At 71.5% G+C, this 11,386-nt stretch carries 9 protein-coding genes; 8 read left to right on the forward strand and 1 reads right to left on the reverse strand.

The window, feature by feature from the left end:
- Positions 1-72 precede the first annotated feature (72 nt).
- The 5 genes from ABZ953_RS10140 to ABZ953_RS10160 all read left to right on the forward strand — a co-directional run bounded on the left by ABZ953_RS10140 (position 73) and on the right by ABZ953_RS10160 (position 5,714).
- Positions 73-1,176, forward strand: a complete 1,104-nt coding sequence (locus ABZ953_RS10140) for a pyridoxal-phosphate dependent enzyme (RefSeq protein ID WP_361720171.1) — start codon at positions 73-75, stop codon at positions 1,174-1,176.
- Positions 1,173-2,414 (forward strand): ATP-grasp domain-containing protein, encoded by a 1,242-nt coding sequence (locus ABZ953_RS10145; RefSeq protein WP_361719716.1) that lies wholly within the window; start codon positions 1,173-1,175, stop codon positions 2,412-2,414. Before ABZ953_RS10140 ends, ABZ953_RS10145 begins: the two co-directional genes overlap by 4 nt.
- Complete coding sequence (locus ABZ953_RS10150) at positions 2,411-3,607, forward strand: MFS transporter (RefSeq protein ID WP_361719719.1); 1,197 nt, start codon at positions 2,411-2,413, stop codon at positions 3,605-3,607. Before ABZ953_RS10145 ends, ABZ953_RS10150 begins: the two co-directional genes overlap by 4 nt.
- Positions 3,608-3,690: 83 nt before the next feature.
- The gene (locus ABZ953_RS10155) at positions 3,691-4,890 is read left to right on the forward strand and encodes an acyl-CoA dehydrogenase family protein (protein ID WP_361719722.1); all 1,200 of its coding nucleotides are present in this window, start codon (positions 3,691-3,693) and stop codon (positions 4,888-4,890) included.
- A gap of 74 nt (positions 4,891-4,964) precedes the next feature.
- On the forward strand, positions 4,965-5,714 hold the full coding sequence (locus tag ABZ953_RS10160; protein ID WP_361719725.1) for a hypothetical protein: 750 nt from the start codon (positions 4,965-4,967) through the stop codon (positions 5,712-5,714).
- Between the two features lie 291 nt (positions 5,715-6,005).
- Here ABZ953_RS10160 and ABZ953_RS10165 read toward each other — a convergent pair whose 3' ends face one another.
- Positions 6,006-7,157 (reverse strand): hypothetical protein, encoded by a 1,152-nt coding sequence (locus tag ABZ953_RS10165; protein WP_361719728.1) that lies wholly within the window; start codon positions 7,155-7,157, stop codon positions 6,006-6,008.
- Between the two features lie 360 nt (positions 7,158-7,517).
- On the opposite strand from ABZ953_RS10165, the gene ABZ953_RS10170 reads away from it, so the two are divergent.
- The 3 genes from ABZ953_RS10170 (at position 7,518) to ABZ953_RS10180 (ending at position 11,361) form a co-directional block, all read left to right on the forward strand.
- Positions 7,518-7,985, forward strand: a complete 468-nt coding sequence (locus ABZ953_RS10170) for a hypothetical protein (protein WP_361719730.1) — start codon at positions 7,518-7,520, stop codon at positions 7,983-7,985.
- 209 nt (positions 7,986-8,194) lie between these two features.
- Positions 8,195-9,139 (forward strand): oxygenase MpaB family protein, encoded by a 945-nt coding sequence (locus ABZ953_RS10175; RefSeq protein WP_361719733.1) that lies wholly within the window; start codon positions 8,195-8,197, stop codon positions 9,137-9,139.
- Positions 9,121-11,361 (forward strand): serine/threonine-protein kinase, encoded by a 2,241-nt coding sequence (locus ABZ953_RS10180; RefSeq protein WP_361719736.1) that lies wholly within the window; start codon positions 9,121-9,123, stop codon positions 11,359-11,361. The genes ABZ953_RS10175 and ABZ953_RS10180 overlap by 19 nt, the downstream gene beginning before the upstream one ends.
- The last annotated feature ends 25 nt before the right edge of the window (positions 11,362-11,386 follow it).

The raw sequence follows: 11,386 nt of genomic DNA on the forward strand, positions 1-11,386 counted from the left end.
ACCGCCGCCGCCGCGGCCCCGGCCCCGGCCTCGGCCGACGAGACCTCTCCCGCCCCGCCCGTCCACGAGCACATCACCGACGCCATAAAAGCCCCCGACCTGCTGCGGCTCTCCGAGAACGTCGTACTCGCCCGCTTCGAGACCCTGAAGGTCTACGCGGCCCTCGGCGCGGTCCGCACGCTGCTGGAACGCGGCACCGTGAAACCGGGCCAGACCCTCGTCGACAGTTCGAGCGGCATCTACGCACTCGCCCTGGCCATGGCCTGCCACCGCTACGGCCTGCACTGCCACATCGTCGCCTCCACCACCGTCGACGCCACGATGCGCGCCCAACTGGAGGTCCTCGGCGCCACCGTGGACCAGATGCCGCCCTCGAAGGACCTGCGGCTCGACCAGGAGGGCAGGGTCCGCCGGGTCCGCGCCCTCCTTGCGGAGCGGCCCGGCATGCACTGGATGCGCCAGTACCACGACGCCGTCCACTACACCGGCTACCGCGAGTTCGCCGCCCTCGTCGACCGCGCGCTGCCCGGCGTCCCGCTGACCGTGGTGGGCGCCGTGGGCACGGGCTCCTCCAGCGGCGGCCTCGTCCAGGCGCTGCGCGGCACCGGCCGCGATGTACGGCTGCTCGGGGTCCAGCCCTTCGGCAGCGTCACTTTCGGCAGCGAGGGGTTCAGCGATCCCGAGGCGATCATCGCCGGGATCGGCAGCTCGATCCCGTTCGACAACGTCCGCCACGACCTGTACGACACCCTCCACTGGCTCGACTTCCGGCACGCCATGGCCGGGGCCGTCGGCCTGCTGCGTGAACACGCCGTGTTCGCGGGCCTGTCCACCGGCGCGGCCCACCTCGTCGCGGGCTGGGAGGCCGCCCGCCACCCCGACCGCACGCACCTGGTGATCGGCGCCGACACCGGGCACCGCTACACCGAGCGGGTCTTCTCCCGCCACCAAGAGGCCCTCGACCCCCACACCCTGAAACCCCATCAGATCACCGGTCTCGCCGAGCTGGCCCCGCCCTGGTCGACGATGGAGTGGGGGCGACGGCAGTACGACGTAGGCGCCGCTGCACACGACGTACGCAGACCCGCCGTACCCGCCGTACCCGCGCAAGCCGCGCCCGCGTTCACAGCACCGCCCCCGTTCGAAACACCGGCCCAGGAGGATCAGGCACCGTGACCATCGCCGCTCTGGAAGCACTCACCTTCGGCCTGGGGCGCCTGATCGAGGCGGCCACCGACGCCGGACACCGGCTGTGCCTGCTCACCGGGGACCGCGACGTCTACCGGCACGAGCTCGCCCAACTGCCTCCCGGCGCACTGGACATCGTCGATATCGACACCACCGACGAAGCGGCCTGCGCCGACGCGCTGGCGGCCCTGCCCGACCTGTGCGGCCTCATCAACTCGACCGACACCTGGAGCGTTCCGGGCGCCGACCTCGCGGTCAAACTCGGCCTGCCCGGACCCGACCCGAGCGCGGTCCGGCAACTGCGCGACAAGAGCCGGGTGCGCGCCCTCCTCCACGAGCAGGGACTGAGCGGCAGCGGCGCCCGCGTCGTACCCGCCGACCCGTCAGCGGCCGCCGAGGTCCTCCGCGAGATCGGCCTCCCCGCCGTCCTCAAGGACTCCTCCGGCACCTCCTCCCGCAACGTCTGGCTCGTACGCGACGAACAACAACTCCGCACCGCCCTCACGGAGGCGTCCCGACGCGCCTTCAACGGGCGGCTGTTCGCGGAGCGCCTCTTCTCCGGCCCCGTCTACAGCGCGGAGACCCTCGGCTGGGCGGGCGAGACAAGGCTGCTCGGCGTCCTCAGCCGCCAGATGTCGCCCGAGCCCTCCGTGCGGGAGGAGGCGGCCGCCTTCCCTGTCGCGCTGCCCGCGCCCGAACTCGACCTGATCCAGGCCTGGGTGGGGCGCGTGCTGGCCGCCGCCGGGCACGTCGACGGCTTCGCACACGTGGAGTTCGTCCTCACCAAGGACGGCCCGGAACTGGTGGAGATCAACCGCCGCATCGGCGGCGCGCTCGTCGGCGAGGCGCTGTGCCGCTCCCTGCGCACGAACGTCTACGAGGCCATGGTCGACACGGCGCTCGGCCGTCGTCCCGCACTCCTTGACGCCGTCGCAGACATCGGCCAGGACCGCGGTCCCGCCACCGGCTTCGTGCTCGTGTACCCCGAACGCCCCGGCACGCTCACCGGTTGGACCGGCCTCGACGGCCTGCCGGACTTCCCCGGATCGCCCGAGTGGTATCCCACCGCGGTCCCCGGCCGACGCGTGGAGCACCTGAGCGACCAGCGAAGTTGCACCGGCATCGTGCTGGCGGAGGCGGCCACCGCCGAACTGGCCCTGCACCGGGCACTCAGCGCCGCCGGGAGCATACGGCCGGTCGTCGTGGCCGACGCCGACCGGGAATGACGACGGCACGGAAACAGTCCGGCTTCACCGGCGCGCAGTACTTCCTGCTGGCCGGTTCGTTTCTGATACCCCTCGGCAGCTTCGCCGTGCTGCCCTTCATGTCGGTCCTGCTGCACGAACGCCTGGGAATGGGGCTCGGCACGGTCGGCGTGGTGCTGGCCGTCGCCTCGTTCGTGCAGTTCTCCGGCGGGGTCGTCGGGGCGGCGCTCGCCGAGCGGATCGGGCTGCAGCGCACCATGCTGCTCGCCCTCCTGATCCGCACGGCGGGCTTCGTCGCCTTCGTACCGGGGCTGAACCGGCCGGGCGTGGCCGTCACCGCGCTGTTCCTCGTATCCAGCGGAGCCGCGCTCTATCTGCCCGCGAACAAGGGGTACTTGGTCCACGGCGCGACGCCGGAGCGGCACCCGATGCTGCTGTCCGCGAGCAGCTCGGCCCTCAACGCGGGCATCGCGCTGGGCCCCCTCGCCGCCGCCCCCTTCGTGCTGACCGCCTCGACGGGCCTGTTCACCGCGGTCGCCGTGCTGTTCGCGGCGATCACGGTGGGACACGCGCTGCTGCCCGTGGAAGACCACGCGCGACGACTCCTGGCGGAACCTGCGGATGAAGAGTCGCCCGGCCCCGGGCGGGAGCAGGAAGAGGAGGCACCGGCCGGACCGCGTCGCCTGCCCTTCGCGATGACCGTCCTGAGCGTGTACGTCTTCATGTTCTTCCAACACTACTTGGCGCTCTACGTCGTCCCCCGGACCTCGACGTTCTTCTACGGCCTGGTCCTCGCCCTCTACGCCGTGCTCCTCGTGGTCACCCAGCCCCTCCTGTCGCAGTGGATCGCCCGCCTGCCCTACCTCCGCGCCCTGCGCATCGGCTTCACCGCGCTGGCCACCGGCATGGCCGCGCTCGCCCTCGGCCACCCCGCCGCCCTCCTGGCCGGGGCGCTGCTGATCTGTCTCGGCGAGGTCGTCCTCTTCCTCAAGAACGACCTGGAGGCCCTGGCCAGGTCCTCCCGCGCACCCGCCGTCGTCTTCGGCCGCCAGCGCATGGCGGCGGGGATCGGCGCTTTCGTCAGCGGCATCGCGGGCGGCGAGGGCTACGACCTGGCCGAGCGCGCCGGTCACGCCGGGCTCTTCTGGGTGGCGGTGGCGGTGCAGTGCGCGCTGCTGCCTCTGCTGCTGATCCGCTCCGTGCGCCGACGATAGGCCCGCGTCACCACCATTCCCTATTTCTGCAACGGGTTCTACTGTGTGCGCCGTCGGTAAGGCCAGTAGAGCCTGGAGGGGCCGTGCACCTCGAATACACGCCCGAGCAACAGCAGTTGCGCACCGAGCTGCGTGCGTACTTCGCCGAGCTGGTGCCGGACAACTCCTACACGCGGTATGGCGAGCCTGCCGCTCAGAAGCGGTTCTACCGGGAGACTGTCCGGCGGCTCGGGGCGGACGGGTGGCTGGGGGTCGGCTGGCCCGAGGAGTACGGCGGGCGTGGGCTCACACCCATGGAGCAGTTCATCTTCTTCGACGAGGCGGCGCAGGCGGGCGTTCCGTTGCCGCTGATGGCCCTCAACACCGTCGGCCCGACGATCATGCAGTTCGGCACGGACGAGCAGAAGGCCTACTTCCTGCCCCGGATCCTCTCCGGCGAACTCGACTTCGCCATCGGGTACAGCGAGCCCGACGCGGGCACGGACCTCGCCTCCCTCAAGACCAAGGCCGTCAGGGAAGGCGACGCGGAGACCGGTCACTACACGGTCAACGGCCAGAAGATCTGGACCACCAACGGCGACACCGCGGACTGGGTCTGGCTCGCGGTCCGCACCGCCGCCCCCGAGGAGGGCGTCCCGCCGCACAAGGGCATCACGATGCTCCTGGTCCCGACGAGCGACCCCGGCTACTCCTGCACCGTCATCAACACCCTCGCCTCGCACGACACCACCGCCAGCTACTACGAGAACGTCCGCGTCCCCGTCTCCCGGCGCGTCGGCGAGGAGAACAAGGGCTGGCGCCTGATCACCAACCAGCTCAACCACGAGCGCGTCACGCTCGCCGCGCACGGCACCATGGCGATCCGCGCCTTCCACGACGTGCAGCGCTGGGCCATGGACACCAAGCTCGCCGACGGCCGCCGCGTCATCGACCTCGGCTGGGTCCGCCGACGCCTGGCGACGACCCACGCGAAGCTCGACGCGATGAAGCTCCTCAACTGGCAGATGGTGAACGCCGTCCACGAAGGCACCCTCACCCCGCAGGACGCCTCCGCCGTCAAGGTCTACGGCTCCGAGGCCCGCCGTGACGCCTATGCCTGGCTCATGGAGGTGGTCGGCGCGGCAGGCGCCCTGAAGGAGGGCTCGGCGGGCGCGGTCCTGCACGGCGATCTGGAGCGCGGCTACCGCTCGGCCGTGATCTTCACGTTCGGCGGCGGGAACAACGAGATCCAGCGCGAGATCATCTCGTGGATCGGCCTGGGAATGCCAAGAGTCCGCCGCTAGCGCCAGCCTGACGGTAGGTCATACAGGCACCCCGGTCGTTTTATGCCCCCCTCCTGTCACTAGCCTTCGTGCGTATGACCGATTACGAAACACGGGACTACGAAACGCGCGACCGCGTCGCGAGTGAGCTCGCGAGACCGCCGGTCCGCCGCGTCTTATGGTGCGCCGCAGGCGCCACCGCCTTCTTGCTCGTCGCCGACCTCGCCACGCGCGCGTACAACGCGTACGACTCCATCCCGTCCATCCGCAGGCTGGTGAACGTCGACCTCGAGGCCAACCTGGCCACCTGGTGGAACAGCACGCTGCTGCTTGCCGTGACGGGCATGGCGCTGACCGCCGCGCTGCTCAGCGGACGCGGCACGCGCCCCGGGCGGCTGTCCTGGCTGGGCCTCGCCGCGGCGACCGCACTGCTCAGCATCGACGAGACGGTCTCCTTGCACGAGCGCCTGGGCGAGGTCGGCCGCTCGTGGAAGAACTGGGCCGGGGGAGCGCTGCCCACGCACGCCTGGGTCCTGCCCGGCGCGCTCCTCGCGGCGGTGGGCACGGTGTGCGCCGTCCTCTGGGCCCGCAAACTCCCAGGCGACCTGCGGTCCGGGCTCCTTGGCGCACTGGCGGTATACCTGGGCGGCGCGCTGCTGACGGAGGCGTTCAACGGCTGGGCCCTGGAGAACGACCACAGCACGGTGCTGATGCTGGGAACGATCGTGGAGGAGGGCCTGGAGATGAGCGGCTGCCTGGTGGCCCTCGCGGCCCTCGGCCGATACGTGATCGTGGACCACGACCCGTCGTCCGGCCGCACGTCGCTCCGGCTGAGGGACGGCTGAGCCCCACCGCGCCCAGTGCGACTCGCGGTGAGCGCCGGGCCGCACCGCCGCGATTCTGAGCTGACTTCGGTCACCTGCTTCAACCAGACGACGAGACCGCTTCCTTGGAGTCCGGGTAGGGCACACAGGCGGTGAGGGGGTAATGGCCCTTTTGGGATACGTCTTCTGCAGCTGGCGGGCTGCTTCGGAGACATCGAGGTACCGGCCGATGTGCGTTCGCGGCCACAGGGACGAATTGCGGGTTTCGGCCACCGCTGTCCGAACAAGCAGTCGCTGCCAGCCGCCATGGCGTTACGAGTTCCGCTGCCGACGCAGGAAACGCGGCACGAAATTGTGGCGCCTCAATGCCCTGTTTTCGTCCATGGCCTCAGGGGCGGACGCCGCGGCGTGCCGTTCCTCGACTACGTCCGGCCCCGCTGGGGGCGCGTCGCCGACCTGTTGCGGCGAGTCGGGGCGTGCGGGAGCCGGGGCGGGTTCGGGGGCCGCTGGTGGCTGGTGGGGCGGGGTGGCTTGCCTGGACGGTGCTGGGGGATGCGCGGTGCGGTTGGTGCCCGTGTCCGGCTTCCGCCAGCGCTCCGAGGTCTGCTGCTCAGCCGGCACCGGGTCGGAGCAGCGCGGCGGGCCGGAGGCGCCGTCCTCGTTCTCCCGCCAGAAGGCCAGCTGCCAGTGGGCGTCGGTCCACAGCCGCAGCGAGGGCGTGAAGCCACCGGCGAAGATCTCCCACCCGCCGACCGCCAGTACCTGGGTTCCGACAGTCAGCGGCTCCATCAGGCTCGCGAAGCCGGAGCGGATCGTGACGTGGAACCGCCCGGCCCGGGAGGGAACATCGACGGCGAGCAGGACGAAGGGGCTGTAGTTGCTGTCGCTGCTGACGCGCTCGACCGTGCCCATCACGGCTACTGGGTGCGTGAGTACGGGCGTTGCCCGAAGGCGTGAGAAGAGCCGGCCGTAGGAGTCGTGCTGCGGGCCGTAGCAGAAGTCCGTCCACGGGATGAGGCGGCCGTCGTACGGCCGGACGCGGAACCGCGAGGAGATCTCCGGCTCGTAGTCGTGGAGTTGGAGGAACTGAGCGATCATCGCTGCGGTGCCGACCGCGGGCGGCAGGGACGGCTTGCCCGTGGTGCCCCTCTGGCGCACTTCGTCCAGGCGGCGGGGCAGGGTGAGTCGTAGCACGCCATTCGCGTCCACGTCGGCGAGACCGTGAGACCCGGCGGCGATGCGGTCGGTGACGGTGTCCGGGTTGAGCGGGCATGCCTCGTCGTGGGCACGGTCAAGGAGCCGGTACCGCGCCTGCACCGGCGCCCCCATGTGTGTGCGGGCGCGCACCGGTTCCATGGGGGCCGTGCACTTCCAGCAGATCAGGTCGCCGCTGAAGTCATGGGGTGGTCCGATGTGGCGCCGGAAGACACCACGGTCCGTGTCCTTCTCACGAGCACGGTGCACTCGCCATCCCCTCCTCCGGCGCCGGCTGTCGCCGGGCACCTCGCTGCAGGTCCCGCTGACGCTGCTCACGCTACGATCATCGTCCACATCAACGTCAACGCTGCCTTCCTGCCAGGCCATCACGTGCACCTGGACGTGTACCTGGCTGGATCGGGCGTCACCAGCAGCCTGTCACGCGTGCGGTAGCTCCCGCACAAGCAGGTCCCCGCGGTCGCGCAACACCCGCGGCCGGTGAAGCCGACCTCATGCGGCAGGCGGACCTCTCGCTACGTGGTCCACCGCTGGGGGCGCCGTCCACCGTGGCGGCTCCGGCCGATACGATCCCCGTCGTAGTCGAGAAGATCACGGGGAAGCATCGTCATGCCGGAAGTCCAGTCCGTCCAACAGCAATCTGCTTTGAGCCAGTTGGCACCGGGCGAGCAGCTCCTCTCCTTCGGAATCGTCGTCCCGGTGAAGAGCGCTGAAGGAATCAAGGTCAAGCACGGGATGATCGGTGGGAAGCTCGGCGACCACCTGATGCACCGGTACGGCGCCCAGTCAGGCGGTGCGCAGAGCATCGCGGCGGCCATGCCGTCCACGTCCGGCGCGCTGCTGATGCGGGTGACGGACCAGCGGATCGGCCTCGTACGACACCTGGACGGCACCCCTGTCTGGGAGATCCCCCGCACCTGGGCCGCCCAGGTGGAGCGGCGCCCCCGCCTTCAGCTCATGGCTCGTTTCCGGGTCCACTACGCGGACGGATCCTGGCTCGCCTTCCTCACCGCACGCCGCCGCACGATCGAGGCGTTCACCACCGCGCTGAACAGTAACGGCACCACTGGCAACTGAGCCGTCCTTCTCCCGGTGGGCGCGGTCGTTCCGGTTTTCGGGCCACTGCCCAGTGGTCGCCGACCAGTGCCATCGTGATCAGCAGGGCCAGATCGGGCAAGCTCGACCGGGCATGCGGCACAGCCCCTCATCCCGCATGGACGTAACCTGCAGAGGGCGAACAAGCCCTGTCGACCTCGGTAGTTGACCCGTGAGGAGATGAACGCGCCATGCCCGACGACATACCCGCGTCCGACCCCGACCCGGGACTCTTCGGGCCGGGCTCGGTCACCTGGCAGGCCCACTCCGATCCCATGATGTGGGTCGCCGGGATCCGTGCCCTCTACCTTCAGGCCCTGCACCCGCGCGCCGTCCGCGGCGTCATGGAGAACTCCGACTTCCGCAAGGACGCCTGGGGGCGCCTCATGCGGACAGCGGGCTTCGTGGGCACCACCACCTACGGGACGGCCGAGGTGGCCGAGAAGGCGGGGGCCCGGGTGCGGAAGATCCACCGGATGCTCAAGGCCACCGACCCGATGACGGGGGAGCGCTACGGCGTCGACGAGCCCGGGCTGCTGCTCTGGGTGCACTGTGCGGAGATCGACTCCTACTTGCACGTCGTACGGCGTTCAGGGTTTCCGCTCGACGACGAGCTGGCCGACCGGTATGTCGACGAGCACCGGCAGAGCGCCCGTCTCGTGGGGCTCGACCCCGCCGACGTACCCGCGTCGACGGCCGACCTCGCCGCGTACTTCGAGAAGGTACGCCCCGAGCTCGCCGCCGGGGCCGACGCCCGCGCCGTCGACGACTTCCTGCAGCGCCCGCCCACGCACCCGCTGCTCGTTCCGGCGCGCGCCCTGCTGTGGCGGCGCGTGGCGAATCTGGCGTACGCCTCCCTGCCGCCGTACGCCCACGAGCTGTACGGAAGGCCCGCCCCACCGCCCACGACCGTCGCCCGCCGCCTCGCCCTCACGGGCACCGTGCTGCGCCGCATCCCCACACGCGTACGCTGGCAACTTCCGCCCAAACACATCCTGCGCGCCATCGCGAGACTCGGGCCCGGCAGCCGCCCGGCCCCGTACAAACTCGACAGACGGAACGCCATACTGGACGGGCCGGGGAGGACGCAGCGAGGCAACGGGGGCGACAGCAGGAGATGGCGGACACCAGGCTGATCCAGAGCCGATACCGGCTTCTGGATCTCATCGGCCGCGGCGGCATGGGCGAGGTGTGGCGGGCGCGTGACGAGTCGCTCGGCCGCCAGGTCGCCGTCAAATGCCTCAAGCCGATGGGGCCCCAGCACGAGGAGTCCTTCACGCGCGTGCTGCGCGAGCGGTTCAGGCGGGAGGCGCGCGTCGCGGCGGCGCTCCAGCACCGCGGCGTCACCGTCGTCCACGACTTCGGCGAGTACGACGGCGTGCTGTACCTGGTGATGGAGCTCCTCGAAGGCCACAACCTCAGCCAGCTCCTGGAGGACAACAAGCAGCACCCCCTGCCGGTCGCCGAGGTCGTGGAGATCGCCGACCAGGTCGCCGCCGCCCTCGCGTACACCCACGAACAGGGCATCGTGCACCGGGACCTGAAGCCCGCGAACATCATGCGGCTCGCCGACGGCACGGTGAAGATCTGCGACTTCGGCATCGCCCGCCTCGGCGCCGACATCGGCTTCACGTCGCGCCTGACCGGTACGGGCATCGCGATGGGCACGCCGCACTACATGTCGCCCGAGCAGATCAGCGGCGAGCCGGTCGACCAGCGCAGCGACCTCTACTCCTTCGGCTGCGTGCTCTACGAGATCGCCACCGGCGCCCCGCCCTTCGACATGGAGGACGCCTGGGCCGTCCTGGTCGGGCACCGCGACACCGCGCCCGAACCGCTCCGCGCGCACCGCGACGAACTGCCCGAGTACTTCGACCGGATCGTCCTCGACCTGCTCGCCAAGGAGCCCGGCGGCCGACCGCACGACGCGCGGGAGCTGGGCCGCCGCATCGCCGCGGGCCGCGCCTCCCTCCCGTACGCCCCGACCACCGCCACCACGCCCCCCGGCCGGGACCCCGAACACCTGCCGTCCCACGAGCCCCGGCTGCCTTCCTGGACCCGCGGCATGACCACCGGTCACAAGGCGAGCGGCGCGTCCGTCCTGCGCACCACCCCGCCCGACGCGGCCGCCGGGCTGACCGGCGAGTGGATCCCGCGCGTCGACGCACGCCGCTCGGCGGCCCTCCGCGGCCCCGAACGGCCCGAGCCGGAGCCGGAAGTGGTCGCCGCCCTCACCAGCCGCCACAACGCGGGGCTCAGCCTGGGGCGCCTGGGCCGCTGGGCCGAGGCGGGCGAGGTGCACCGCGCCGTCGCCGCCGAGCGCGAGCACGCCCTCGGTCCCGACCACCCGGACACGCTCGCCAGCCGGTACGAGGTCGGCTTCACGCTCTCCCGCACCGGCCGGGCCGCCGACGCCCTGCGCGAGTACGGCCGCGTCGCCCAGGGCAGGGAGCGCATGCTCGGCGCCGAACACCCGGAGACGCTCGCCGCCCGCCAGGAGATGGCGTACGTACTGGGCCAGCTCGGCCGGCACTTCGAGGCGCACCAGACGTACACCGCGGTGCTCGCCGCCCGCGAGCGCACGGCGGGCCCCGACCACCCGGACACGCTGCGCTGCCGCCACAACCTCGCGTACAACCTGAGCCGCCTCGGGCGCCTGGAGGACTCCTACCGGCTGGCCGAGGCGGTGGCCGCGGCGCGGGCCCGGGTGCTCGGCCCGGCCCATCCGGACACGCTCGTCACGCGGTACGAAGTGGCGTACGCGCTGGGGCAGTTGGGGCGCTGGCCCGAGGCCTTGCAGACCTACCGCGAAGTCGCCGACGCGCGGGAGCACGCCCTCGGCGCCGATCACCCCGACACGCTCGCCGCCCGCTACGAGGTCGGCATCAGCCTCGGCAGGCTCGGCCGCAGCGGTGAGGCCCTTGAGCTGTACCGCGACCTGATCGACGACCGCACCCGCGTCAACGGACCCGCCGACCCCGAGACGCTGCGGGCCCGGCACGGGCTCGGCGTGAACCTGGGACGCCAGAGCCGCTGGGAGGAGGCGCTCGCGGAGGCCCGCGACGTGTGCGCCATCCGCGAGCGGGTCCTCGGCCCCGACCACCCCGACACCCTGGTGAGCCGCCGCGAGGTCGCCGTCGGCCTCGGCTGGCTCGGACGCTGGGCCGACGCGCTCACCGAGTACCGCAGGGTCGCCGCGGCCCGCGAGCAGGTGCTCGGCGCCGACCACCCCGACGCCCTCGCCAGCCGCAACGACGAGGCGCACTGCCTGGAACAACTGGGCCGCGGCACGGAAGCCGTCGAGCTCTACCGCCGGGTGGCGGCGCTCCGTCAGCAGTGGGCCACCGGGGGGCATTGAGCGGTCTGCGGAGCCGTCCCGGCCT

Source organism: Streptomyces sp. NPDC046465, assembly GCF_040646035.1.
Taxonomy (GTDB): domain Bacteria; phylum Actinomycetota; class Actinomycetes; order Streptomycetales; family Streptomycetaceae; genus Streptomyces.

What these genes read in the sequence shown, in the direction of transcription:
- ABZ953_RS10150 (WP_361719719.1), top strand. Translation starts at nt 2,411, where the DNA reads ATGACGACGGCACGGAAACAGTCCGGCTTCACCGGCGCGCAGTACTTC.
- ABZ953_RS10160 (WP_361719725.1), top strand. Translation starts at nt 4,965, where the DNA reads ATGACCGATTACGAAACACGGGACTACGAAACGCGCGACCGCGTCGCG.
- ABZ953_RS10170 (WP_361719730.1), top strand. Translation starts at nt 7,518, where the DNA reads ATGCCGGAAGTCCAGTCCGTCCAACAGCAATCTGCTTTGAGCCAGTTG.
- ABZ953_RS10175 (WP_361719733.1), top strand. Translation starts at nt 8,195, where the DNA reads ATGCCCGACGACATACCCGCGTCCGACCCCGACCCGGGACTCTTCGGG.
- ABZ953_RS10180 (WP_361719736.1), top strand. Translation starts at nt 9,121, where the DNA reads ATGGCGGACACCAGGCTGATCCAGAGCCGATACCGGCTTCTGGATCTC.